General features: G+C 41.8%; 21 protein-coding genes and 1 pseudogene. 9 read left to right on the plus strand and 13 right to left on the minus strand.

What is annotated here, in order from left to right; translation table 11 throughout:
- Positions 1-6 precede the first annotated feature (6 nt).
- Positions 7-624 (minus strand): hypothetical protein, encoded by a 618-nt coding sequence (locus RRG12_RS03810; RefSeq protein WP_069074132.1) that lies wholly within the window; start codon positions 622-624, stop codon positions 7-9.
- A gap of 1,825 nt (positions 625-2,449) precedes the next feature.
- Here RRG12_RS03810 and RRG12_RS03815 point away from each other — a divergent pair.
- From RRG12_RS03815 to RRG12_RS03835, 5 genes and pseudogenes are all read left to right on the plus strand, one after another.
- Positions 2,450-3,886: a substrate-binding domain-containing protein gene (locus RRG12_RS03815; protein WP_420758409.1), complete on the plus strand. Its 1,437-nt coding sequence runs from the start codon at positions 2,450-2,452 to the stop codon at positions 3,884-3,886.
- A gap of 514 nt (positions 3,887-4,400) precedes the next feature.
- Positions 4,401-4,955, plus strand: a pseudogene (locus tag RRG12_RS03820) (integrin alpha); the annotation flags it as partial.
- A 121-nt stretch (positions 4,956-5,076) separates the two neighbouring features.
- A complete protein-coding gene (locus RRG12_RS03825) occupies positions 5,077-7,392 on the plus strand; it encodes a DUF4114 domain-containing protein (protein ID WP_420758410.1) in 2,316 nt (771 codons plus the stop codon).
- A gap of 714 nt (positions 7,393-8,106) precedes the next feature.
- On the plus strand, positions 8,107-8,535 hold the full coding sequence (locus tag RRG12_RS03830) for a hypothetical protein (RefSeq protein ID WP_069074136.1): 429 nt from the start codon (positions 8,107-8,109) through the stop codon (positions 8,533-8,535).
- Between the two features lie 178 nt (positions 8,536-8,713).
- Positions 8,714-8,947 carry a DUF3134 domain-containing protein gene (locus RRG12_RS03835; protein WP_069074137.1) on the plus strand — a complete coding sequence of 78 codons (234 nt, stop codon included), beginning with the start codon at positions 8,714-8,716 and terminating at the stop codon, positions 8,945-8,947.
- 174 nt (positions 8,948-9,121) lie between these two features.
- Here the strand turns inward: RRG12_RS03835 and RRG12_RS03840 are convergent, their stop codons facing one another.
- A complete protein-coding gene (locus RRG12_RS03840) occupies positions 9,122-10,405 on the minus strand; it encodes a murein transglycosylase A (protein WP_141699885.1) in 1,284 nt (427 codons plus the stop codon).
- 138 nt (positions 10,406-10,543) lie between these two features.
- Positions 10,544-11,890 (minus strand): proton extrusion protein PcxA, encoded by a 1,347-nt coding sequence (locus tag RRG12_RS03845; RefSeq protein WP_069074138.1) that lies wholly within the window; start codon positions 11,888-11,890, stop codon positions 10,544-10,546.
- A gap of 87 nt (positions 11,891-11,977) precedes the next feature.
- On the opposite strand from RRG12_RS03845, the gene RRG12_RS03850 reads away from it, so the two are divergent.
- Positions 11,978-14,158, plus strand: coding sequence for a recombinase family protein (locus tag RRG12_RS03850; protein ID WP_420758411.1), 2,181 nt, complete (start codon positions 11,978-11,980; stop codon positions 14,156-14,158).
- A gap of 334 nt (positions 14,159-14,492) precedes the next feature.
- On the opposite strand, the gene RRG12_RS03855 is transcribed toward RRG12_RS03850, so the two are convergent.
- Both RRG12_RS03855 and RRG12_RS03860 read right to left on the minus strand, forming a co-directional pair.
- A complete protein-coding gene (locus tag RRG12_RS03855) occupies positions 14,493-16,466 on the minus strand; it encodes a response regulator (RefSeq protein ID WP_420758412.1) in 1,974 nt (657 codons plus the stop codon).
- Entirely contained in the window at positions 16,459-18,609 is a 2,151-nt protein-coding gene (locus tag RRG12_RS03860) for an ATP-binding protein (RefSeq protein WP_069073142.1), read from the minus strand. Before RRG12_RS03860 ends, RRG12_RS03855 begins: the two co-directional genes overlap by 8 nt.
- A 162-nt stretch (positions 18,610-18,771) precedes the next feature.
- On the opposite strand from RRG12_RS03860, the gene RRG12_RS03865 reads away from it, so the two are divergent.
- Positions 18,772-19,143 carry a four helix bundle protein gene (locus tag RRG12_RS03865; RefSeq protein ID WP_289797744.1) on the plus strand — a complete coding sequence of 124 codons (372 nt, stop codon included), beginning with the start codon at positions 18,772-18,774 and terminating at the stop codon, positions 19,141-19,143.
- Between the two features lie 56 nt (positions 19,144-19,199).
- Here RRG12_RS03865 and RRG12_RS03870 read toward each other — a convergent pair whose 3' ends face one another.
- From RRG12_RS03870 to RRG12_RS03900, 7 genes are all read right to left on the minus strand, one after another.
- Positions 19,200-20,207, minus strand: coding sequence for an ATP-binding protein (locus RRG12_RS03870; protein WP_420758413.1), 1,008 nt, complete (start codon positions 20,205-20,207; stop codon positions 19,200-19,202).
- 1 nt (position 20,208) lies between these two features.
- Positions 20,209-20,655: an anti-sigma regulatory factor gene (locus RRG12_RS03875; protein ID WP_420758414.1), complete on the minus strand. Its 447-nt coding sequence runs from the start codon at positions 20,653-20,655 to the stop codon at positions 20,209-20,211.
- Positions 20,594-21,031, minus strand: a complete 438-nt coding sequence (locus RRG12_RS03880) for an STAS domain-containing protein (RefSeq protein WP_069073146.1) — start codon at positions 21,029-21,031, stop codon at positions 20,594-20,596. Before RRG12_RS03880 ends, RRG12_RS03875 begins: the two co-directional genes overlap by 62 nt.
- Before the next feature lie 13 nt (positions 21,032-21,044).
- The gene (locus RRG12_RS03885; protein ID WP_256091220.1) at positions 21,045-21,923 is read right to left on the minus strand and encodes an STAS domain-containing protein; all 879 of its coding nucleotides are present in this window, start codon (positions 21,921-21,923) and stop codon (positions 21,045-21,047) included.
- Between the two features lie 282 nt (positions 21,924-22,205).
- Positions 22,206-22,685, minus strand: a complete 480-nt coding sequence (locus RRG12_RS03890) for a YidH family protein (protein ID WP_420758415.1) — start codon at positions 22,683-22,685, stop codon at positions 22,206-22,208.
- A gap of 84 nt (positions 22,686-22,769) precedes the next feature.
- Positions 22,770-23,771, minus strand: coding sequence for a hypothetical protein (locus tag RRG12_RS03895; protein ID WP_420758416.1), 1,002 nt, complete (start codon positions 23,769-23,771; stop codon positions 22,770-22,772).
- A 15-nt stretch (positions 23,772-23,786) separates the two neighbouring features.
- The gene (locus RRG12_RS03900; protein WP_420758417.1) at positions 23,787-25,292 is read right to left on the minus strand and encodes an MBOAT family O-acyltransferase; all 1,506 of its coding nucleotides are present in this window, start codon (positions 25,290-25,292) and stop codon (positions 23,787-23,789) included.
- A gap of 140 nt (positions 25,293-25,432) precedes the next feature.
- Here RRG12_RS03900 and RRG12_RS03905 point away from each other — a divergent pair, with 140 nt between their 5' ends.
- Together RRG12_RS03905 and msrA are read left to right on the plus strand one after the other, a co-directional pair.
- Complete coding sequence (locus RRG12_RS03905; RefSeq protein ID WP_420758418.1) at positions 25,433-25,573, plus strand: hypothetical protein; 141 nt, start codon at positions 25,433-25,435, stop codon at positions 25,571-25,573.
- Positions 25,527-26,195 (plus strand): peptide-methionine (S)-S-oxide reductase MsrA, encoded by a 669-nt coding sequence (msrA, locus tag RRG12_RS03910; protein ID WP_069073640.1) that lies wholly within the window; start codon positions 25,527-25,529, stop codon positions 26,193-26,195. Before RRG12_RS03905 ends, msrA begins: the two co-directional genes overlap by 47 nt.
- A gap of 121 nt (positions 26,196-26,316) precedes the next feature.
- Here the strand turns inward: msrA and RRG12_RS03915 are convergent, their stop codons facing one another.
- A complete protein-coding gene (locus RRG12_RS03915; protein WP_420758419.1) occupies positions 26,317-26,943 on the minus strand; it encodes a type I restriction endonuclease in 627 nt (208 codons plus the stop codon).
- Between the last annotated feature and the right edge of the window lie 31 nt (positions 26,944-26,974).

Raw genomic sequence — 26,974 nt, forward strand, 5'->3', positions numbered from 1 at the left:
AATTATTTACTGCACTTGTGGGCCAATTACAAAGCGTGTGAGTACATCAGCAATGGTAACAGCAACAACGACTAATAGTGGAGTTCTGGCAATACTTTGCCAATCTTCATCTTTACGCACTGCGTTAATCACACCAACCAGAGAAATTGCAATATAGAGTAAGTAAATCGCCCGCAACACATTAAATATCAAACTGATTGCTGTCTCGCTACCACCACCATTTGTTGCTGCACCACCTAAGTTTCTTTTGAAAAACTTTTCAGCTTCCCCAAAAAACTGGGCTTGTGCAGGGGTTGCGAAACAGTCTAACCAAAACAAACTCAAGATGATGGCTGCTGCTAAAATCTGTAATGATATCAGCGATCGCCTTGATAAATTCACCTGCTGCCCAATTTGCTGGGTAATGACTGCAATTAAACTACCAACTAGTAAACAAAAGAGCAGGATAGGACTTTTTAGGCTGATAACGCTCACAAGTACAGCACAAGCAATCAAAAAAGGTACAGATTCAACCAGAATAATCAGGCCGGATTCCAGTCCCCGTATTAACTTATGAGATCCTTTGACCGCATTACCAGTTAAAGCTTTGAAAAAGTTTCTCTCATGAGAACTTTGTCTAGACATTTGCTAATTTTCCTATGGTGTACTATGAGTGTTAGGTGTCTAAAATTTTACAGCTAATCACAATCTAACATGGTTGAACATTCATTTTTAATGAAATTATGAAGTTCGCGGTAAAGTTCTATATTATATACACATAATTATTAAGTTAAGTTAATAATATATTAATTTTTATTTAAAAAATAAGTGTGCCTGGTTTAAGAAACTAGGTTTCAAGCTTTAAACCAGAACTGCTTCAGTCCTCCTAAACTGTTTCTATTTCAGCGCTTTTGCTCAACTAGAGGTTGGGTAAATTACTAGAAATGTAAGACAATGCTTGGGAGCATAGTTACAAGTTCTATAGAAAATATTTTATTCCTCCAAGCAACCGTTTTGTTAGGTGTTATCGTTACCTAGCGCACTACAAAATATTACATCAGTTGCTACATTTTTGGGGAAATTCGCAATGCGGATGGCTACAATGTCCCATCTGTAAAGGTCTTTGGGAATACTTCTGGAAATGATCTTAGGGTTACCATTCATATACGCATTAGTCAGTATACCGTTTACAGCACGAAAGAGACCACGCTTTATCCTTTTACCTAAATATTCCAAATGTTTACAAATTGCTTCTACTAGCCCTTTCAAGATAACTCGTAAAATCCCTTCTTTTCTCTCTGCGTTCTCTGTGTCTCTGCGGTTTAAAAGTAATTTATGTAACTCCATAAATGTATAAAACACAGAGTTAAGTTCACGGTAGACCTCAGAATTTCGGTGATAAGAGGTTAAAAAAGAGATTTAAGTAGTCGGATAAAAATATTTACAGTCATTGCGAATGGAGCGTTCGCAAGGACATTGTGTAATTAATTAATTCTATCTACTTAATTCAACCAGCATTTTTACCCACCTTGACAGAAAATACCAAATACGGGGTATAGATTCTGGTGTTATAACCAGGTTTTTCAGCTATTTTTTGCAACGTATCGATTAGTTCGGTTCATACTTATGCAACTAATAAAATGCTGAAACAATATATTTTGGTTGAAATATACGCTGATGAATTTGTAAACTGCATAAACTCTATTAAAAACCTATTAAAATCTCTAAAAAAATTTTAATAAGCAAAACCATATATTAACGATAGTTGCAGATTTTACTCTGAAAAGAGGAATAAAAAACTCCACAAAAACTACTTTTCAGACACATCTAAACTCCATAAATATTAGATTTTTTTAATCATTCCATAATTTAATCATGACTAAAGCTTTACTTTAACAGTATACTGTTGATTTCGTTGGCAAAATTTAACGGCTATTAGCCATAGCACTCCTAAAAAATCTATTTAACCCTTACTTTCTTTACTTCGCACTTAGCGGTAGTTAGTGGCAAACTGCTGCATATCTACATTTAAGAAAGTGGTTTTTGTGATTTTGATTAAATTGCCATTCCAAATAAGCTAAGTGGGTAAAATTAAACATGGCTTTTTAAAAGGAAGTAAAAGGCTGAGATTGGTAATTTAGGGATGATGCATAGTACCTATTAACCACTCTCTCAGACTAAAGCCACTGAATGTTTATTTATACAAACTTACCTTGGGAATGTAGAGTTTTAACTAGCAAATAATCATGTCATAGAGTGGATTGGCAATAGTTGAATTGCCCTCTACACTTTATGCTTTGCCTTGAATTTGCTCTATATTCTTCAGTGCTTAGTGCAAACTATTGATTTGCTAATAGCTTTTTTATGCCAATTTATTGTGCTTAAAGAGGGTTGTTTAGAATCCCTAGTTTGGTACTTGATTTTGATTTGATAGGGTGTTGAATCGGAACTTAACTTGAAGGAGCTTGACATGGATTTTTATCGCGATCGCCAATCGAAAAATTTGACAAGTTCAATTTCTGTACTTGCTATCACAATTAGTTTAGTAGTGGGTCAATCTGCTACTCATAAATCTGTAGCTCAGAATGCTACATCTCCTGCTGTTGCACCAGCAATCTCCGTAAATGGTGCGGGTGCAAGCACTGTAAATACTTTGTTTGTAGGTACGGGAACTGCCTATCCTTTTTCCCCTAAAGGCTCATGGTTTAACGTTTTCGGTGTTGGAAATCCTCCATCCCTCAATAACAATGTACCCCCAGCCCTAGCCGGATTCCCAAATGGAAGTTATGGCCCACTCAATACAGGCTCTACATTCAGATATGCTCCGGTTGGTAGTGGCGCAGGTTTAACCGCTTTTTTCACTCAAACCCCACCACCAGTACCAGCTGGTACACCAGCTCTTAACAATCTTACTATCTTACGCCCAGTCTCTTTTGCAGCTAGTGACGACCCCGTAGCAGGAACAGAAAGAGTTAGTGGCGGCCCTAACAATGCAGGTGGAACTACCGCAGACGCTGCTAAATACGTCCAAGTGCCTGTAGTAGGTGTTGGAATTACCTTAGCTTTCAACCGTACCGGTCTTACTGTACCAGCAACTGGACTTAGGCTTTCACGACCTACTTACTGTGCTATTTTGAATGGCACCCTTACAAATTGGAACGATATCAGAATTAGAAATGATAACGGCGGCGCAATAATTGCAGCCAACTTACCCCTCAGATTTGTACGTCGTAGTGACAATAGTGGTAGTACTTTTGTTTTAAGCACTCATCTCAATACTGCATGTAAAACTACTGGGACTCCAGGGCTTCCAGCAGCTGCTGTATGGAGTAGAGGAGTGGGTAGCATAAGTGTTGCAGGCACTGTACCTCCAACACCACCAGCCAATACAGTTGTTTGGCCAGCTACTTTCCTATCTGCATCAGGAGGTGGAGGTGTAGCCACTGCAATCACATCCAATACTGGTGCAATTGGTTATGTAGATAGCGCTACACGTTTAGCTAGAAGTCTGCCTGCCGCAGTCTTACGTAACAGAGCAGGTAATTATACTGCTGTTTCATCAACTTCAATTTCAGCTGCTTTTGTAGGTGCAGCTGATACAGATTCAAGTCCTCGGCGGATTAGACTTCAAGTTGTTGATCCAACGGGTACAACTGCTTATCCAATTGTTTCAGCACCTTACCTGCTATTTTATGACAGATACGCAGATGTTAGGATAGCAAATGCTATTAAAGCCCATATCAACTGGGCTTTAGGAGTACCACCTATTCCTGCTAGTGGAACAGATGTGACAATCAACCCAAACTCTATAGCTACAGCTCGTGGATATGCTCCTCTTCCCGATGCTATTAAAACTCTGTCTCGAAATGTTGTCAATACTTACGTGGATGGTGTTTTTCAACCTTAATACGATGTTTGGAGTTAACCGCTCTTGCCTCCTTTAGATTTATAAATCTCTTGGTAAGGATATGAAGGTTATACCCCAGGATTATATTTCCAATCTTGGGGTTTTCTTGAGGCACTGATTTAGGATTGCCAGAGCATTTACTCAGAATTCATAATTTAGAATCAATAAGTTTGAGAGTCAGACTTACAACTAATTATCTAATTATTTTGTACTAAATTTATAGATTTAGTACAGGTCTGAACCAATTTATTGATCTGCTAGATATAGAATATTTGCGCTATTTTTGATACTTCTTTGCACTACTAGTTCTTCATGAAAATAATTATCTAAAAACTAGGCAAATAGTAATTTGTTTGGAAAAATACAAAAAAATACTAATATACAACTCTGATTTCATCAAACCAAAAAATATTTTAAATAATCGAATTAACCTAAATTTTAACTAATCCTAATGTTATTTGTTTAAAAATTTTACACAATACTTCATTGCTAACAACAAACATAAGAAAAAATCATGGCTGATATATTATTCAACCTCTCTAGCCTAGATGGCAGCAATGGCTTTGCCATTAACGGTATTAACGCCAATGACTCATCAGGGACATCAGTCAGCAATGCCGGAGACGTTAACAATGACGGCATCGACGACCTCATAATTGGCGCACCAGGTGGAGGACAGAGCTACGTAGTGTTTGGCTGCACTAACGTCTTTAGTGCCAGCTTCGACCTTTCTAATCTAGATGGCAGCAACGGCTTTATCATCAACGGCAGTGTCCCTGACTCCGCAGGTATTTCAGTCAGCAATGCTGGGGACATTAACGGCGACAATATCGACGACCTCATAATTGGCGCACCGGGTGCTTTATTGGGTGCAGGGCAGAGCTACGTAGTTTTTGGTGGCAACAGTTTGAATGCCAGCCTCGACCTCTCTAGCCTAGATGGCAGTAACGGCTTTGCCATTAACGGCATTAATGGTGCTAACTCAGATGGCATCTCAGACTCCTCAGGCAAGTCAGTCAGCAGTGCTGGGGACATCAACAATGATGGCATCGACGACTTAATAATTGGTGCATCCAGTGCTGCTTCGGGTGCAGGACAGAGCTACGTAGTGTTTGGCAGCACTAGCCCCTTTAGTGCCAGCTTCGACCTTTCTAGCTTAGATGGCAGCAACGGCTTTAGCATCAACGGCAGTGGCACTGACTCCTCAGGGACAATTAGGCACGTCAGTCAGCAATGCTGGAGACATCAACGGCGACAACATCGACGACCTCATAATTGGCGCACCGGGTGCTTTATTGGGTGCAGGGCAGAGCTACGTAGTTTTTGGTGGCAACAGTTTGAATGCCAGCCTCGACCTCTCTAGCCTAGATGGCAGTAACGGCTTTGCCATTAACGGCATTAATGGTGCTAACTCAGATGGCATCTCAGACTCCTCAGGCAAGTCAGTCAGCAGTGCTGGGGACATCAACAATGATGGCATCGACGACTTAATAATTGGTGCATCCAGTGCTGCTTCGGGTGCAGGACAGAGCTACGTAGTGTTTGGCAGCACTAGCCCCTTTAGTGCTAGCTTCGACCTTTCTAGCTTAGATGGCAGCAACGGCTTTGCCATTAACGGCAGTGGCACTGACTCCTCAGGGACATCGGTCAGCAGTGCTGGGGATATTAACGGCGACAACATCGACGACCTAATTATTGGCGCATCAGGTACAGGAAAGAGCTACGTAGTTTTTGGCAGCACTAGCGCCTTTAGTGCCAGCTTCAACCTTTCTAGTCTAGATGGCAGCAACGGCTTTAGCATCAACGGCAACGCTAGTGATTTCTCAGGTGCATCAGTTAGCAATGCTGGAGACGTTAATAATGATGACATCGACGACCTAATCATTGGTGCATACAATGCTGCTTCTGGCGCTGGAGAAAGCTACGTAGTGTTTGGCAGCACTAGTGCCTTTAATGCCAACTTCGACCTTTCTAGCCTAGATGGAAGTAACGGCTTTGCCATCAAGGGTATTAATGGCAATGATGTCTCAGGCTACTCAGTTAGTGCTGCTGGGGATGTCAACGATGACGATATCGCTGACCTGATTATTGGTGCACCTTTTGCCTTATCGGGTGCGGGGCAGAGCTATGTGGTCTTTGGCAGTAGTGATGCCTTTGGTGCCAACCTTGACCTTTCCAACCTTGACGAGAGCCAGGGCTTTGCTATCAACGGTATTAATGGTACTGACTCTTCAGGTATTTCAGTCAGCGCTGCTGGAGATATCAACGACGATGGTGCAGACGATTTGCTTGTTGGTGCATCTGGTGCTTCCTTGGGGGCAGGCCAAAGTTATGTTATCTTTGGTACTCCACAACCAGAGCCACAATCAGAACCACAACCAGAACCAGAACCACAACCAGAACCAGAACCACAACCAGAACCAGAACCACAACCAGAACCAGAGCCACAACCAGAACCAGAGCCAGAGCCACAACTACAACTGGCAAACAGTGGTAATGATGTCTTTAATATCAAAGGTGACAATGATACGGTAACACTCAAAGTCGCGATCGCAGGCAGCAATTCTAACCTGGTGAATGAATTCGGTGTGTATACTGTTGATGATGCTACAGGTAAAATTGACGGTATTGCTCCGGGTGAAGCAGGTTATGCCCGCAAAGCTTTAGAAGAAGGACAGGTAATTCTCTCAGCTATTGCCGACCCACCCAATGGGTTCAGCAACAGTCCTCTAAATGGTTTATTAGAGTTCCCATCTGATACTAACCTGAGATTTTATTTAGTCAAAAACAGTACAACGGAAAATGTGCTCAGTAATATCACTCCAATCACTGATGTACTATTTTCTGATCCCTCGAATCAAAAGATTACTAGTTTAGATAACAATGCGTTCTCTTTAGCTTGGAAGGATGGTTCTGGTAATAGCACTAATGATTTTCAGAATCTGGTAGTAACAATTCAGCCTACAAATGACCCGTTACCTTTGGGTACAAGTTTACAAGGTCAGCCACAAAGAGAATTGATTGACTTACGAGATGTTGAACAAGAAGTGGCAGCTACTTTTGTGGTTAACCGAGAAGCTGAATTCAACAATTTTGTTGGATTCTATAAAGTAGCCGATGAAAATGGTGGTATTGACACCAACGGCGATGGTCAGGCAGATATTCTTGTTGGACAAGCTGGTTATGCTCAAGCCGCAGTCCGTCAGCGCGTTGTAGGAATTGATTTATCGGTGAACGACCAAGGTACGGCAACTTCTACTGGCACTTTTGAGCCTGGTTCTATCTTTGCACCATTTATTATCATCAATGGCAGACCTGATGCGATTTTAGATACCAATTCCAATAATGATCCGGCAGTTTACTTCTCATTTTTGGGTGCTAATGCTGACAAAGTAGATCATATTCGTCTGTTAGGGAATAATACCTTTGGCTTTGAGGATTTAGCCGGTGGGGGTGACAAAGATTTTAATGATGTTATTGTCCGAGCTAATTTGAGTATTATCTAAGTAAAAATTCTCACTGGAGTCGGAGTTTTTCCGGCTCCGCTCTTAAAGTCCAATTGGTACTCAGCCTACTTTAGAAGATGATGCGATCGCAGTCAGAATTTATCCTTGAATCATTCAATTACTTAGTAAATATTTTTACTAGCTAACGGATTTATCTAAAAATCGCAATTTCATACAACCACAATCTTCTTAGCTACCAGATTATGTATCGGTCAAAATAGTTGAAAAAGTTCAACTGTTAACTATGTTATGATTAGATACGTTGAGAAATATTTTCGGTCATGTGACTGAAGAATATAGACGCCTCTCCGAATCTAAATCTCTACGCCCTTTGATTCTGGAGGTGTTTTATGTCAGTTTATATTACTAATCTACCTAAGAAGACCTAACGAGCTTGAAAATGACGACCTAGAACGGGTCTTTTTAATTTATTTAACGAAGCGCCTTTTCTACGAAATACTATTATGCAAAGGCGCAGCATCTCCTAGACAAGAGGAAGAAGCAATTATTAAGTACGAGTTTACAGAGGATTGGTATAAGACCTTTATAAACCAGAGTCTTTAACATTCCAGAAATTGGAATCTTGGTTAGCTGAACTGTATTGGAATACGTCGTTTTACACTAATACATCTAACTGTCAAAAAAATGTGCTAAGAAGAACTGACAGTAAAGTGTGTCACAAACCTAGAAAACATACGGATACTACTTGAACTTATGCCAACGGATATAATTACCCGTCCTGAGTCGCTCACGGAAGATTGCTTCTTTACTTATGCCCTTGGGACTGATTTGCACGATACTAATTCCACAGCCAAATATTTACGCCGAATCAGGAAAGAAGATAAACCCTATATCGACATAGCTGTTTCTCCTAGGCCAGGCTATCGGTTTGAGGTGTGCCTTATCCCTGTTGAAGGGTTTGCTCAAGAAACAATATTGACAAAAGATGGGTTCGCCAAAGCTTTAGCGATTATTTGTGCTGTATCTAACAAAGCTAGGAAGCGATTCCCTTCAGGAAATGGACAAGAAATTGTCCGGTGTCAATTTAGCAACTTAGCTGATGCAGTCGCAGTAGCGAACAGATTGTCTGCATTACCCTCTGATATGTATGAAACTCTCGTCAAGTTACCAAATGCTTTGTAATCGCGTCCGCTTGAACATTTATGATTAGGACTGATGCGGAGACATTTTAATGGTAGGTAACTAAACAGACTTGAAGACTTGAGATTAAAAACTCAATGGTTTATACAAGACTTTTAACCTGAATGTGCGATTTTGATGTTTTTGCACGGTAAACTGTAATTCAAAGTGAGTTTTTTTTATGCCTACAAGTCCTTTGCGTGAAGAGCCTCGTAACCAACGAGCGCCTGTAATTCGTACAAGTAATGAATTTATTCTTTTGGAATGGTTAAAGTCAACTGGTCGTCTCATCGAGCGTGAACATCAAGAATCTGAGTATCTAACTGAAGTAGAAGAAATTTCAGAAATGATAGACCTTGACGATATTCCTTATGATCATGACGATGATGATACTGAAATGGATTTAGAAGCCTAGCAGATTAGCCCAATTTTAGAGCTAGGGCGGTTATAAACCGCGGCTACACAAACATAGACGCTTTGCGGCTTCCCGCAGGGTAGTCCGCCTCCGCGGACTAAGGAAAAAATTAAGGGTTTGTAACCCGCGTAGGCGGGTAAAACCCTGTCTCGACGAGATTTTTAACCGCCGATTTCACTTGAGTAATAAATAAAATAATTGTCCATTGCCAACTGTAACACCAGCGCGATCGCCTGCTATTTTCCCAGTACCTAAAAAATAATCTACTCTACCTGCACCTTTAATTGCACCTCCAGCGTCTTGGTCAAGAACATAGCGGCTAATAATCTGCTCCTCCATTTTTCCGGTAGGATTAACAAGGGGAATAGAAGCGCGAATCAACGCTAAAGCACCAGGGGGCATGAGAGATTTATCTGTAGCAATAGAACGCTCTGCTGTTAATGGTACGTTGATAGAACCTTGGGCTGGCTCTCCGTGATTTTCTTGAAAAAAAACAAAACTGCGATCGCGCGGAATATAAATATTTAATTCTTGGGGATGCTTTTGGAAATAGTCGAGAATAGTTGGCATAGTTACACCTTCTAGCGGTAATTTGCCATCATTGATTAATTCTCGGCCAATGCTTTTGTAGTTATAAGCAATATTACCCGCATAGCCGATTGTCGTCTGACTACCATCGGGAAGCTGAAGTCTAGCTGAACCTTGAATTTGAGCTAAATATGGTTCAAGGCGATCGCGAAACCAAAACAACTCTAATCCTCGCAATTTCCCTTTTGCACCTTGTAAACCATCTGCTCCTTCTAAGTCTTCGCGTGTCGGATGAGGCCTAGGCCAGGATTTTAAATCAGGAGGTAAGCGATAAACAGGATAGCGATATTCTGCTGTGGGGACGCGACTGGCTGCGTAAAGTGGCTCATAATAGGCGGTGAATAAAACGGAACCTTTGGTGTTGCTACCGACTGACTGGTAAAGAACAAATTCCCGCTCGATGGCTTGATGTAATTCTGTTGCAGAATTAGTTTTTAATAGGATTTCGCGGAATCTTTGCAAGCTTTTTAAGACGCGATCGCGCGTAATTCCAGCCACCTGATAGTTTTGATAAGCAGCCGCCGCATTAGCTGTTTGCAGATATTGGAGACTGCGTGCGATCGCGCTTAATAGTGCCTTTTTCTCTGGTATTTCTCCATAGAGAACCTCATCAAAACAAGAGCTATCACCTTGACAACAAGTAACTGGTAGTCTCTGAATCAATGGTGATTTTTGCTTTTCTGGAAATGTATCTTGATTTTCAGCACTCAAGGAAACTGGTATATCCCACTTTTTCACCCTACATTCTGGCGGACTGAGTTCCGAATATGCCAAAGATTGCATCCGTACCAGCAAAATCGACAAAAACACAGGTAAGCTGATGGCAATAATTTTGTTAAATTTTCCTAACCCAGCAAGTGTCTTTTTCATCAAAATTCAAAATCTTTGATATTATCCCACTTTTATCAAATTGAAAAATCAAAAATTATTTTTACAAAATTTTTCCCAGTACCCAATCCCCAGTCCCCAGTCCCCAGTCCCCACTCCCCAGTCCCCACTCCCCACTCTCTATTCATTCATATTACGGTAAGTAGCAACAGCAGAAGGCGATATCCGGTTCAAATAGCGGAAGATCCAATATTTGAAAATGGTATCTAAAATCACTGGAAATGTAGCAATGAATAAGAAGATAAAATCTCTATTTGCTGGTAATCCCCAATGGCGTGATACACCTTCTAGAAGCACTTCCCAGCCATGAGGAGAGTGGAATCCTACAAATATATCGGTAAACAAAATGATGATAAATGCCTTAGCACTATCACTAAGTCCATAGACAATATGATCAAAGAAATCTTTGATCACAGCAATAGAAGACTTGCTGACAAGCAAAAGCCAGATAAAAGCAACCACCGAGAAAACATCTGCAAAAACATTTTTGATAGCATTAGAGCTTTCGCGACGAAATTCTTCAGAAATCTCTCTAGCCTTATTTTTCATTTCAGTTTCTATCTGTTCAGGCAACAGTGGAGGGGCTTTGATAATCAGATTTTCAAACTTGAGCCTTTCTTCAAATCTTTGTAATTCGACCAGGGCTTCCTCTTCCATTTCGGAATTAAGGAATATCTGCATTTGCTCACTGCTTCTAAATCGGTCAATAATTGGGCCTACTACGAAAGCTTTTGCTATCTGATGTGTCAAAAGTGGTATGATAATTAATAGTAAAATAAACCTGATAGATATTATTGTTCTTCTTTGAGTCTGACGAAAAGTCTGAATTACATCTTGTTCAGAATTAGGGTCTAATTCAACTTGCAGACGACTGATAGTACTTAAAATAGAGCGCGGTAAAACACCCATTGTATCAGCTTTCAGCTTTGATTTAGGCTTTTTATCCGAGTCTCGATTTGGTATTTTGGGTGGTAACGTTGGAGTATTGACGAGCAGCGAATTATCGTCAGATATTACAGAGTTAACTGGTGGATTTGGAGGACGAACTACTAAAGCTTTAGAAGTTGTTTGATCGGAAATATTTGTGTATTTGGATGTAATTTGATCGATGAAGTTGAGTTTTTCCAAAACCAAAGAAGGACTTAGATGCTGTATATCTGCTTTCTGAGCAGCTTTTTGATTCTCTTCATTTAGAAACCAACGGCTTGCTCTAAACTCCGTCAACCGCATCCTGACAATTTTTAATAGCTTCTTAAGGTCTGACTCAAAATAATCCATCACGCTATTACTGTACATGGCTGAGTCAATGTCTATTTTATTACCATTGAAATGCTTATCTTCTATTTCCTTAATCTTTAATGCTGCATCGTAAGCTTCATGTAAAGAACGTTCAGGAGTCTGTAAGTACCATCGATAAGTAGCAAGTAAGAAAGAATAGATTTTTTGGCTAAAAACAGAGTTTTTCATTGCAGACAATCATCCAGCATTATTTGGTGATTCTTAACCTTAAGTTAACGCACGAGGTATACTAGCAAATCTAAAAGGAGAAAGTTTGTGGTTTCTCATTCGGTTTGGATTGTTGGCACTAGCCGTAGTGGTAAGACGGCTCGTTTGGTAGAGCAATTTTGTAATTGGTTAGAACCTGAGAATAAATACGCTGAATCATTTTATACTAAAAAAACAGGTCGTAAAAAAAGTGGTCATGTACCCGAATTTTTATATCTTAAACAAACAGAGCCGGGAGTTTTAGTCTTAGCTGCCAATGATGATAATCGTCGAGAGTTAGGAGACATAATTGTTACATCTACCTTGGGAAAATATCCGGTTCGTGCCAAGACGCCACTAGGTTTTTTTCAGGATGAAGTTATTTTATTTTGGCCGTTGCTAATTAACTCATTGAACCTGAAGGCACAGTTTCCGGTACGATTGCGGCCAGAAACGGAACAAGAATTAGCAACCAAACTCTGGCGTCCTCAATTAGACGAAGAAATTTTACGGATTGCGGGAGTGAATGAGTCTCGCCTGGTGCGTCGCATCCTAGATTTATTGCAATTAGCAGCTTATAGTGGTACTCCTTGCGAAGATATTGCCCAGATTTTGGCAAAGGGTCTGGGGGAAAATACTACAACTTTAGAGCCGGAATTTTTGGCATCTTTGCTGCTAGATTGGCGTAACTGGTGTTTAGAAAGGGGGTTACTAACTTATGGCATTATTACCGAACTCTATAGTCAATATTTATTAAGCGATCGCCATTACCAACAGCACCTAACTAAACGCTATCAGGCGGTACTGGCAGATGATGTCGATGACTATCCTAGCGTAGCGCGTCTTTTGTTTGAGTTGCTCTTAGATCAAGGCGCAATCGGGGCCTTTAGTTATAATCCCGATGGTGCAGTGCGATTGGGATTGGGAGCAGATCCCAGCTATCTAGAAGGTTTAGCAGAGCGTTGTCGGGTAGAAATCTTGACTGGGCTGCCTCCAGAGTCACTTGGTGAGCAACTCACTGAACAGATGGTGGAATTAGTCACAGAACCGATGATACTGTTGAGTTTACCTGAGATTGTGCATTCAATTCAAACCACCTCCCGCGCCCAATTATTGCGGCAAACAGCCGAGGTAATTGCTAATGCCATCCAATCAAAGCAAGTGCAACCAGAACAAGTGGCAATTATTGCACCTGGTTTAGATGCGATCGCTCGTTATACTCTAGTAGAAATCCTCATCAAGCAAAATATCCCAGTAGAATCGCTCAATGACCAACGTCCCTTAATTAGTTCACCCGTCATTCGTGCCTTACTCACCATGTTGGCACTAGTTTATCCCGGCTTGGGACGACTTGTAGATCGGGATGCCGTCGCAGAAATGCTGGTTGTCTTGAGTAGGAAACAACAACTACCAGAAAACTCTACAGACGCGATGAATCGCGTCTCTACAAATATTGATCCGGTACGCGCTGGTTTAATTGCAGATTACTGCTTTGTACCCCATCCCGATCGCCCTAACTTGTTACCAGTGTCAGCCTTCGAGCGTTGGGATCGAATCGGCTATGCAGCAACCACAGCCTATAATGACATATTACAGTGGTTAGAACAGCAGCGATCGCAACAAGAACTGCGGTTAATTCCCAGTCCTATTTCTCTGTTAGACAGAGCAATTCAGCGCTTTTTGTGGAATGGGAGCAATCTCCCCTACGAACAACTAGCAGCATTGCGGGAATTATTAGAAACCGCCCAACACTACTGGGAAATTGACACCAGGTTACGACAAATTGACCAAGTTGAGACAACGCCTCATACAACTATTATCGAATTCATTCAATTACTGCGACGTGGTACGATTACCGCCAACCCTTACCCTGTGCGTCCCATCGGTGGAGCGAGAAAGGCCGTCACCTTAGCAACTATATTTCAATATCGATCTAGTAGGCGATCGCACCGATGGCATTTTTGGCTAGATGCTGGTTCACCCCTGTGGGCGAAAGGTGGTGCAGCAACTTTGTTCGGTGCGCCGTTTTTTCTGCGAGATAGATTAGGCGAACCTTGGACAGCAGAGGATGAGAAATTGGCAGAAGAACAACGACTGCGAAGAATTTTGACAGATTTACTCTCTCGTGTATCGGAGAGAGTTTATTTGTGTCACAGTGATTTAGCCGTGAATGGACAAGAACAATTAGGGCCGCTGTTACCCTTAGTGAATGCTTGTGTGACGGTTATTTCTGAGGCTAATGTTAATTGAGTTTATTTATACATCCTACTGTAACTGATAGCAAGGGACTTCCAAATAAAAAAATATACAACTATTTATTGTGGGGTGGGCGTCTCGCCATTGGTGTCAACTTAACGCGAAACCGCACGTCCGCCAGCACGTCCGCCAGGGATTGTAAATCCCTGTCTCAGTAGACTTGAGCAATTAGGGATTTACAATCCCTGGCGGGTGAACAACACCCAATCAGTACGCTATTTTTGGCTTAAGTTGACACCAGTGGCGACACGATAGCCCAGTCCGTTGCCCACTCCACAATATTGGATAATTTATTTCTTGGAGTTCCCCAATCAAAAAATTCAGGTTGCTAAACCGTTACTATCGTCAAAATAGCCTGTATTAATACTTCTAGCTCAATTGGTTTAGAAATATGATGTTGAAATCCGGCGGCTAGTGCTTGTTGTCGATCAATTTCTCCCGCATATGCAGTCAGGGCGATCGCTGGAATTTCTCCGCCTTGATCGGGTGACTGGTTTCTAATTTGACGAATTAGGGTATAGCCATCCATATCGGGCATACCAATATCACTAATTAACAAATCAAATTTTGCTTGCATCAAATTGCTCAGAGCATCATGTGCTGAGTCTGCTTCGGTCACTTGTGCCCCGTACTGTTCTAGCACAAAGGCAATAAACTCCCGCGAATCTCTATCATCGTCTACAAGCAGCGTTTGCAATCCATTGAGATTTAAATCTGAGCGATCGCGATCGGCTGTATTAACTTGATCCAATGTTGAAGTAGCGATCAGTGGCAGTTTAACTTTAAATACTGCTCCTTGCCCTTCTCCAGGACTGTCTGCGTGAACAGTTCCGCCGTGCAATTCAACCAAATGACGCACAATCGCTAACCCTAACCCCAACCCGCCAAATTTTCGCGTCGTTGTCCCATCGGCTTGGCGGAAGTAGTCAAAGACGTAGGGCAGAAACTCAGCAGAGATGCCCCTACCATTGTCGCTGACAGTAATTTGAGTATATTCCGCAGCATAAGTATCTACTTCATCCTTGATTGTTTCTAACCGCACCTCTACTCGACCACCGGGTGAGGTAAATTTAATCGCGTTAGAAAGTAGATTCCAAACAACTTGTTGCAAACGACCAGAATCACCCAACACTGGCCCAACATTCGGTTCAAACATTGTTTGAATCTGAATAGATTTAGCTTCAGCAGCCAGCCGCACGGTTTCAAGGGCAGCTTTGATGGTAGAATTTAGACCGACTGGAACTGTGTTTAAATTCAACTTTCCTTGGAGAATACGCGACACATCGAGCAAATCTTCGATTAGTTGTGCTTGCAGTTTCGCGTTGCGCTCAATGGATTCGAGAGCGTACTGAGTTTTGGCTGCATCCTGATGACTTTTTTGTAGAATTCTTGCCCAACCCAGAATTGGATTTAGGGGCGATCGCAATTCATGAGACAACACTGCTAGAAACTCATCTTTGATGCGGTTGGCTTGCTCCGCTTGTTCAGTCTGTTGCTGCAAAGAAATCATCAGTTGATTGAGGCGATCGTTTTGCTCTTGGAGCAATGCTTCTGCTCGCTTACGTTCGGTGATATCTGACAGAATAAAAACTGCGCCTGTCAGAGTCCCATCCCCATCAAGTACCGGGTCAATAGTTTTGGCAAACCAGCGTTCTTGGAACTGGAATTCGAGAATTTCCCGTTGGTGACTTTGTTTCGCACGGCGAAAACAAGTGCCATCGCCGATTCCCAATTTTGCGCCCATCAGTTCATTGTGGGCATAACCTAAGATTTCGTGGGAGGGCTTGTTAAAAAGCTGCATCATCGCTCGATTACAGCGCATAATTATCCCTTCACCGTCAACCAGAGATACGCCGTCGTTCATGGAGTCAAAGGTGATTTGCCACTCTCGCGCTGAGGACAAAGCAGCTTCCTCTGCTCGGCGAATTCGCAGCAGCGATCGCAAAGTTGCAAGCAGTTCAATTGGTTCAACAGGTTGCACCAGATAAGCATCGGCACCACTATCCAAGCCTTCTGCTTTATCCTGGCTTTGGACAAAACTTGCAGAAAGGTGTAGCACAGGGATAAAAGCCGTTTCCGGGTTTGCCTTAATTTGGCGACAGACTTCAAAGCCGCTGATATCTGGTAATTGGACATCTAAAATTACTAAGTCAGGCTGAAACTTTGCAACAGCTTCTAAGCCTGTTGCTCCATTTGCCGCTTCCACGACGCTAAAACCTGCATTTTGCAAAATACGGGTAACAACGTAACGATTGGCTTCGTTATCGTCAACATGCAGGATCGTAACCCGTGGCTCAGACATGACTTTTCCCTGAAACCTCTAGAACGAGTCCGGCTTTGACGAGCGCATCTTGAAGTTGGGCAATTGCCGTAGTTTGAGAGCCTATTTCTTTGGAAACAATGGCTATACTTTGCGCCGCTAACCTGCTCTGCGCTTCTGCATCCAGTTGAGCAGATGAGTGAATAATCACAGGAATCGACTGAGTGACGGAATTGTTTTTAAGTTGCTTGAGTACATCAAACCCGCCGATCTCTGGCATCTCCAAGTCCAGCACGATGGCGTTTGGCTGCTCCCGTTGTGCCAAATTTAATCCTTGTTTTCCATTCGTGGCTTCTAAAATGCTCAAAGGTGTATTTATTAACAACTGTTTCACCAGATATCGATAGGCGGGATCATCGTCAATTAACAAGACTTTTTGAGGCTTGTTCTCAGTAATTAGCCTATTAAGTTTGTTCAACAACGGCAATCTGTCTACCGGCTTAATTAGGAAACCGTTTGCTCCTAGCGCCAGTGCTTGCTTTTCGTTATCAACAATGGTAATAACCAGTACAGGGATAGTGCGGGTTGTTTCATCTCCTTTGATTTCTCGCAAGAACGTCCAGCCGTTTTGCCCCTCCAGCAGAATATCTAGTATAATCGCCGTCGGTCGAAGTTTTTGTAAGGCCAGCCTTGCCTGAGCTAAGGTGCGGGTAGCAATCAATTGATAGATTGATTCCTGAAGGTGCTTTTCATAAATAAATAGGGTTTCTGGATGATCTTCAACCACCAGAATGGGCAGGCGAGTTAGCTCAACTGATGCGATTGGTTGCAGTACGGTAGTCAATTCGGTGGCATTTGGGTAGACGATGGGAATCAAGGCTGTAAAGGTAGAGCCTTCACCTAGCTGACTTTTCACCGAAATGCTGCCCCCAAGTAGTTCCGCTAGCTTGCGCGATAACGGCAATCCTAACCCGGTTCCCTTCACCTGCTTTTGCAGAGGGGAGTCAATTTGCATAAAATCTTCAAAAATCCGTTCTTCATCGCCAGGAGCAATGCCGATGCCCGTATCAGATACAGAGAAGGTGATGGTATGACCCGTTTGCACAGCGCTGACGCGCACCTCTCCCCGCTCGGTAAATTTCAGCGCATTTGAGACAAAATTTCTGAGAATTTGAGCAATTTTGCCCTCATCGCTATAGAGCGGTGGAATGTCTTCAGCTTCCTCGACAATTAGGGTGACAGAGGAACCTTGAACCAATAATGGGCGTAGCATCCCCCGCAGCGTGGCAAACAAATCACTCACTTCAAAGGAACTGGGACGCACTTCAATTTTTCCAGCTTCCACCTTTGCCAAATCCAGCAAATCATTGACCAATTCTGATAATCCGTTCGCCGCCTTTTGGATGAATGTCACCTGCTTTTCTTGCTCGATAGTTAAATCCCCATCCATCCGGGCTAGCAGCATCCGAGAGAGGGACAAAATCGAGTTGAGCGGCGTGCGAAACTCGTGACTCATATTCGAGAGAAAGCGGGTTTTTAGATCGTTTACCTGTTGCAGAGAACTGGCTTTCTCATCCAGTTCTGCATAGAGTGCAACCACACCGCGATTAGTATCTTCCAACTCTTGATTGAGTTGGCTTAATTCTTCCTCGCGCTTCCGTAGCTCTGCCATAGCCCGGAGTAATTCTTGGTTTTGCTGCTGAATTTCTTGATAGGGATTTTCAGGCGATCGCCCCATTATGATTTCTCGAATCTGCTGCAATTGCGAATCGGTGAAAGTAGGTGTGCGTTTCGACAACCTTTTGCCGATTGTTACCTTTGTTCCCTGTCCCGGCAGCGATTCAATCTCAAACAAATCCATCAACCGATGAGTGCCCATGATGCCTAGCCCCGCTCCCATCTCAGAGGTGTAGCGTCCGGCCAAAACGTCCTCTAAATCAGGAATGCCCCCACCCCGATCTTGAATCTGAATCAGAAACGCTTGCGGCTCTCCTACCACAGAAAATTCAACTGTTCCGTCTTGGGCATATTGAAAGGCATTACGGGCAATTTCGGAAACTGCCGTTGCCAATCGCGCCCGATCTTGCACATCAAAGCCCAACTGCTCGGCGATCTCACGAGTTCGTTGCCGAGCTTGCACAACATCCTGTTCGTACTGAATGGCGATCGCCAAAAGGATTGTCAAGTCGCTTCGCTCCAATTCAAAATTCTTAAACTTCTAGTTATTTTTCGCGTTCTTTAAGTAATGAGTAATGAGTAATAAGTAATGAGTAAGGAGTAAGGAGTAATGAGTAAATACCCATTACTTATAAAGTAAAGTTGAATTACCACATTCTTTTTTTTACTCATGATTAATTATAACGTAAGTATCAGTATTCAAGAAAGAACAGAAAACTTTGCAATCAGAGTTATCAAAGCTTATTCTGAGCTAAATAAAAGACCTTTTGACGACGCTGGTAAAATCTTGTCTAAACAATTTTTAAGAAGCGGGACATCAATAGGTGCAAACTGTTCAGAAGCTAAATATGCACAATCCAATAAAGACTTTATCAATAAGTATTCTATAGCCTTAAAGGAAGCCAACGAAACCATTTATTGGATAAAAATAATGATCAAATCGGAGTTGGTGTCAAAATCAAAATTTCAAAATCTGATAGAAGAAAATGAAAGAATTATTAAAATATTAACAACTTCAATCAACAAATTGAAAGAAAAATAAAAAACAATCCACTCATTACTCATTACTCATTACTCATTACTCATTACTCATTTGCCTTAACTGCCCATTCCTTTCGCAACTAACACCGTAACATCGTCCCGCTCTCGGTAAAAGTCTCGGTATAGCACACCTGCAATCAGGCTGGGATGTTTTTGCATCAAGCCGGGATAACGAGCAATCTGCCACTTAGCGCCTAATCCGTCAGAATGCATAATTAAAACTCCGTTGGCATACCAGGGATAGCTAAACTCTTGAATTTTGCGGATTTCATGTCCGACCGTGCCATTGTGAGATAGCAGATGACGATGCTCAGTAAAGGAGAAAATGCTAGCAGCGATGTTGCCAATTCCAGCAAAGCGGACAGACTGTTGTTCAAAGTCGATTTCGGCAATGGCAAGTACTGCTCCTCGCGTACTTCGCAAGGCGGCGTGGGCAGCTTCGACGATCGCACCCGGAGAACGATGATGATGTTCTTGAAAGATTCTTACGGCTGCGTCAGCAGCAGAAGCAGCCGCAGGCCCGTGCCCTAAACCATCAGCTACTAACAACAGACTACGGCAACAATCGACTTCCGATGTCCAGGTATCTCCTGAAACCTCTTCTCCTTGTTTGGGCAAACAGATTGCTCCAATTTCTAAAATCTTCTCAGGTTGATGGGGTGCTGAGTCTGTCCAGATATGGGCGAGAAGGGCTGTACCTTGGTTGGGAACGGAGTAAATTTCCAATAAACTAGAAAGGCGACGAATTGCACCCATACCATTGCCCAAGGTTCCGGCTGTGGAAAAGCCATCTTGCAAACACTCATCCACATCGACCATTCCCCGTCCTTTATCTAGCGATAAGATTTCAATGCCAACTCTGGAATCTTCCTTGAGCGATCGCAGCAACACGACTCCGCCGTGGGCGTGCTGTACCAGATTGTTCGCAATTTCTGTCACCACAATCGCAACCTTGCCCCGTTCTGTTTCTTGAAAACCGAGCCGAGTTGCTAAAGCCATCGCTACCCGTCTAGCTTCCCCAGCTTGGCTAGATTCAGTAATTGTGACAGCGACAGATTCTCTCATTTTATTTCCATCGTATAATTATTATCCGTGTTCCTTCTCCCACCACAGACTGAATCTCAAACTCGTTGGCAAGTCGTTTGGCACCACCCAGCCCCATACCTAAGCCGTTGCCTGTGGTGAACCCATCCTTCAGCGCCAGTTCGATATCGGAAATTCCCGGCCCCCGATCTTCAAAGGTCAGTCGGAGTCCTCGTCGTCGCCCTTCCTGAAGCGTTTCTAGCTTGAGTGTACCGCCCCCTCCGTAGTCTAGGGTATTACGGGCTAACTCACTGGCGGCGGTGATAATTTTAGTTTGGTCTACTAAGCCAAAGCCAATTTCCACGGCCAGCTGGCGCACAGACTGCCGAACTAAAACTACATCTATAGAAGATTGAATGTTAATCGTTTCAGTCTTCTCCATCATCATCTGCACCCGATTTAGTGGCAGTGATTTGATTTGTGGTTTCATTGAATGACGATGGCGTCCCGCCCGCTGGAAGCGATCGCAACAATGCCATACCCTTTTCAACGTTTAGGGCAGTGCGAATACCCGTCAGCGATAGCCCCAATTCCACTAGAGTAATTGCCACAGCAGGCTGCATCCCGACGACAACAGTCTCAGTATCCAGCACCCTTGATATTCTGGCAATGTTGGCTAAAATCCTACCAATGAAAGAATCAACAATCTCTAATCCCGAAATATCGATCAGGACACCGTGAGGGTGAGTTTGAGTGATGCGGTTTGTCAGGTCTTCTTGTAGCGTCATGGCAAGGTGATCGTGCATATCTACTTGGATTGTCACAAGTAGAAAATTGCCCACTTTAAGTATAGGAATGCATTCCATTGCTTTCTTCCAGCTATTTGGATTGAGAGCGGGTAATGGTCGTTCCCAACCGTTTTAGCGCCGTCAGAAAGGCATCGGCTAAGGTTGCTTTTGTGACTACATTTGTCAAATCAATGCCGAGATAGACGATTGTTTGGGCAATTTGAGGACGAATGCCACTGATCATACAATCGGCTCCCATGAGACGGGCGGCAGTAATAGTCTTGAGCAGATGTTGAGCAGTCAGGGTATCGACAGTGGGAACCCCGGTAATATCAATAATGGCAACTTCTGAACTGGTTTCGACAATCTTCTGCAATAACAACTCCATCATCATTTGAGTCCGGGTACTATCCAGAGTACCGATTATCGGCAATGCCAAAATTCCCTCCCAGAGTTTAACCACTGGGGTAGACAGCTCCATTAACTCTTCCTGCTGCCGCAAAATCACCTCTTCCCGCGCCTTTTGATAGATTTCAATGGTCAGCAATCCTAGCTGATCGAGTAAGTTTGTGGCTAGCCAGATATTTTCACCCAACTCAATCGGGTCTTTCAATTGCTGACGCATTCGGTTGAAGAGGGGTTGCTTGAACGAAAAGACGAATGTAGCCGTTTCTGAGGGTGTGAAACCATTTTGCGATCGCGATCGAGAAATGCTGTTGAGCATCTCCCGCATATCTTGCCATGTCGCTGTCTGAATATTGGTAAAGTTGCCCTGCCCAACGGCAATCCGAAACAAACTAAGGAATTCTCGGCACTCCTCCTTTAGCTGTGCTTCTTTAATCAAGCCTCTCCGAATATTCACAGTGGCTAGTTCTTGAGTCCACTCCGACAGCAAGTCTGCCTCGAAGGTTTCTAATATCTCTGATATCTTACTTTCGCTCATCGTTTCTTTGAGGGCAACCGCTTTCATTAGTTCAAAATCAGTGTATGACGATTCAGCCCCAAATCAAATGAGTAATGAGTAATGAGTAATGAGTATTTACTCATTACTCATTACTTAAAAAATGCGAAGAATAACTTTTCCCACTGCAAATTTTACTCCTCTTAGATTGGAAAGGATTGTGCATGAATTTTTGACCCCTAAAAAGGTACAAAGTCAACACACTAGTACAACACGGCGTAAATAAACCAATCATTCCAAATCAACGAAACCCTTATGCTGTATTCATTTTTAATTTTTAATTTTTAATTTTTAATTCCGCCTTGCGGTACTAGTCTTACCCCCCACACTCCCCACACTCCCCTTTCGGGACTGTGGTTGACTTGGAACCGGAGAACGAGAAGGTACTTTATCGCGCCATAGGAGCAAAGGAAGACAGAGAAGCCCCAAAATAATTACTACTCCAGTCATGATCCAAACCATTAACCTATTTGGTCTATAGTTCCCTCCCTCAATTTGCCAGAAAACTTGGTTGTATCGCCATGCAGCTAAGGCAATAGTCGAAATTCCAAAAATTACCAAAGCAACACCCAAATTTTCCGAGTTGGATAATTGATGTAATGGAGGTTCTTGCTGGGTAATAGCAAGATTCAACTGGCGCAGAAATATACCAAATCGGGCGATCGCAAAACCAAAGGCAATCAATGCAATAGAAGTGCGTAGCCAAGCCAGAAAGGTACGTTCGTTCGCTTGATGCTCTCTTTGGCGGTCAATTTTCGGTATTTTATCCATGAGTAGCTTCTGACGCCAAGTTCCCCTTGAAAAGTATTCATAACATCGATAAAGATTTACTCAAACAAAGTGAAACTCTGTTTTCTACCACCGCTTTCCCTCCCCTTCTTTGTACAAATACTCTTTTAGCTTACTTTTATGGAACTGCTGATATTCATTTAGATCATATTGATGGATGCGAATTCCAAGATTTGATAGCTTACCTTCAAGAACTTGTGCTATTTGATTATTCACATCTGGATAGTAGTGACTACCATCATAAGTATTATATGTTACGGTGGTTATCTCTGAAGGATATGATAAATCGTATGTTATATCGTAACTCTTGGAAGCTTCATAAATTGCCTGTAATTCGCAGTCTAGCAAACCACGAGCATAGCTTTCATTGAAAAGCTTCCAAACTGATATTGGTGGCACATATCCAACAATTTTAGCATTTGGAAATATATGTCGTATTTGTTTGTAATAGGCGATGCGAGAAAAGTTACATTTTTCTTGAGTTTTTTTATCTACAAATTCAGGTTTGTATTTAGGGGCATTATCAAAAACTTTACCTTGGAAGTCTTGATCGTAGAATCTAATCTCTGTATTTAGCCTAAAAATTGTTTTTAAGGATAACTGCAAAGTATCTAGAGAGAATAGATAAGACTGATAGGCGGGTTTGGGTTCTGCTACCTCAACTTTATTTTTCAAAGCCGTCTTTTTGTCGAAGGTGAAATTGTAAGCGTCTATCCCCACATATATTTTTTGAGGATTAACTCCTTTCTCTTTAACGTATTCGGCATATTTAACAAATTCCTCAGCTGTTCCAGCACTGAAAGAATAATTGAAACAAACATTATTCTTGAGTGCCTTACTGTTTAACAGAGTTACACGAGAGCTACCAAAAATGACGCAATCATACTTTCGCCTATCACTATGCAACAATAGATTAGTTTTGGTCAATCTTTCATTATAGGGAACATTTATTGGATTTAACTTGTTCCCTTGAGTGTACCAGAGTGGATCAACAGCTAAATTTACTACTCCAATAAATGAGATAAGTGTACTTACCATTGTCAAGTAGGTTTTCAAATAAGCAAGCATCAGCTTTGATTCTCCCTAGAACTGAAAATATAAAAACTCACTAACTTTTGTAAGATGCAACAGTGCGATTACAGTTAAAACTGAAATGATTAAGGCATAGGTTTGATTCGGTTGCCACTGTAATTTAGACCAGAAAAGGCTATTAGATGAAAGTTTTTTTACTTTTTCATAATTCAAGACTGGATCGTACTTACCCATCCATTCCTGAACATTAGGTGTCAACCAGACGATCGCAAGTAAAATAGAAATATCAATAATTGCTTTTTTTAATCCTGATTCAATAATTTGAGTACTGAAGAAGAAGCCATTTAATCCGATCATGCCCTTGACAATTATGAATGCCGTAGCCATGTTCTCTGCTCTGAAAAATACCCATCCGAAGACAACCGCGACAAATGTTATAAACCAACCAAGTTTTAAACTCAGCCAGCTATCTGTTTTCAAATCATACTTTTTTTGTAAAACATTCCATTCATGATTAATACTTAGATAAGTTCCATGCAATCCACCCCAAAAGACAAATTGCCAACCCTCACCGTGCCAAATTCCTCCCAGCAACATGGTTATCATTAAATTCAAACTTCGTCTAATCTCACCTTTGCGATTACCACCCAAAGGGATGTATAGGTAATCTCGAAGAAAGTTAGAAAGGGTGATGTGCCACCTACGCCAGAAGTCACTAATGCTAGAAGCTTTATAAGGTGAAAAGAAGTTGACTGGTAACTTAATCCCGAACATCCTAGCTATCCCAATCGCCATGTCGGAATAACCAGAAAAATCAAAGTACAACTGCAACGTGTAGGCTAGCGCACCAACCCAAGATTCTAAAAATGTGGGGAAAATACCACTAGCAGCAGTATTAAAGACTGGGCTTGCATAAGCAGCAATGTTATCTGCAAAAACAACTTTTTTAAATAATCCCAAACTGAAAATGGTAATACCTACTGCCATATTCTCCAAGTTAAACCGATACACAGTTTTGTCAGCGAATTGTGGCATTACCTCTGAGTGGTGAACAATAGGGCCAGAAATTAGTTTAGGGAAAAAAGTGATAAATAGGCAGTAGTCTAAAAATTTAGTATTTTTCGTTCCCCCACAATAAGAATCAACCAAGTAGGTAATTTGCTGGAAGGTAAAAAAGGAGATTCCTAATGGCAGGATAATCTTTTGGAAATTAAAGTTTATACCTAATATATCGGCTGCACTTGAAACAAAAAAATTAGCATATTTGAAGCAACCAAGGATGATTAAATTAGCTATTATTCCTAAAATGAGCAGTGTCTTTTTTCTGACTGGTGAGTTTAACTCTTGATTTAGTGTAGAACCTATAAAAAAATTTAAGGCAATTGAAGCTAGAAGCAATAGTAAGTATCTTGGATTCCACCAACCATAAAAAAATAAAGAAGCAATCACTAACCAGGCGACTGCTAACCGTTGATAACCATATTTACCAAGAAAGAAAAATATGAAAATAGTAGTTGGTAAAAACAGAAATATAAACTCTAGGGAGTTAAATAACATACATTACACTTTTTCTATTTTGGTTAAATTAAGTAAAAACACGAGGAATATATCATAATTGCAAAGCTTATTTTGGTATTTTTACTGAATTTAATAAAAAGTAACGAAAAACTTATCGACCAACAGTTCAAGGAAGATGAATGGCTGTACTGACAATTTTGCGAAAACCCCAAGCGATCGCAAGATTCTTTACAATAGTAAATAAGGTAAAGATATATATCAGAGTCAAAATCAATGGGATTATTCGGATTCGGCAAAAAGTCAGTTATGCCCACACCTGAAGAAGCTTTGTCAGGAAGGGCACAATCTATGTCAGTACCCGCCGCTCATTATGTCAACAAGAATCCTTTAAAACCTCCTTTTCCCGATGGATTAGAGAAGGCAATTTTTGGTTTGGGTTGTTTTTGGGGTGCAGAACGCAAATTTTGGCAACTGAAAGGAGTTTACACCACCGCAGTGGGTTATGCTGCTGGGTTAACACCCAACCCCACTTATGAAGAAGTATGTAGTGGAAAAACTGGCCACAATGAAGTGGTGTTGGTTGTGTTCGATCCCAAAGTGATTAGTTATACCGAATTGCTCAAAGTCTTTTGGGAAAGCCACAATCCCACCCAAGGAATGCGCCAAGGTAATGATGTTGGCACTCAATACCGTTCGGGAATTTATGTATATTCTGAAAGTCAAAAGCAGCTAGCAGAAGCATCGCGGGAAGCTTATCAGCAAGCCCTCAATGGTGCCGGTTATGGCAAAATAACCACAGAAATCTTAGATGCACCTGAATTCTACTACGCTGAAGCTTACCATCAGCAATACCTGGCTAAAAATCCCAATGGATATTGTGGTTTAGGAGGGACAAATGTATCTTGTCCCGTAGGTGTAGTTGAATCGCAAGTTAGTAGTTAGAAATGGAGTTGGTGGGGTAGTCAACTTAACGTGAGTTCGACGAACCTCTCCCTACCTTGAACTTTAGTTCAAGTCTATCCCTCTCCGAGTCGGAGAGGGATATGTTTTGCACCCGACAAGATTACGAATTACGAATTAGATGAGCTAGGTGCTTTAACACTTTCAGGACAATATATATATCATCACGACTATCTAAAGCAAACAAATCAGATAGAGCGTATTGTGGAGTTTCAGTTTTTAGCAGTTTGACAAATCTAAATTCATTACCATTGGTGATAAAGCCAAAAACAGGTTTAGCCGAAGTTGCATCTGCCAACATATAAGCCAATGCTTGGGGAATTGCGGGCACTAAAGAATAATCTGCTCGTTTTGCCTCAATAACGAGAACCCAAAATGGAGGATGCAACACCAAGATGTCAATACGTCCTCTGATAATCGTGCCTTCGTCTTCAGAAGAGATTTTTACCTCTTGTTCTGAGGCAATGTAAAAAGGCGGTTGATAAAAACCTGCTAAACGCAATAGTGGAGATAGCACCACCATTTTGACTACAGGTTCTAAAATAGGATATTTCGATAGATGCAAATATTCTGCCTTAACTTCGTTGAGAGATTGCTTTTCTAAGTCACTCAACTCAGGTAAATCATGTTGCCACTCTGAAAAAAAATTTTCGTTGTCTGCAAGTTGTAGGCCAAATTCATCAATCAGTTGGGCTAGGGTGATATCTTTTCCTTGAATAAGTTGAACCATTTGTTGAACCCTTATAGTTATCTGCCTAAAA

This window comes from Nostoc sp. CALU 546 (genome assembly GCF_048836525.1).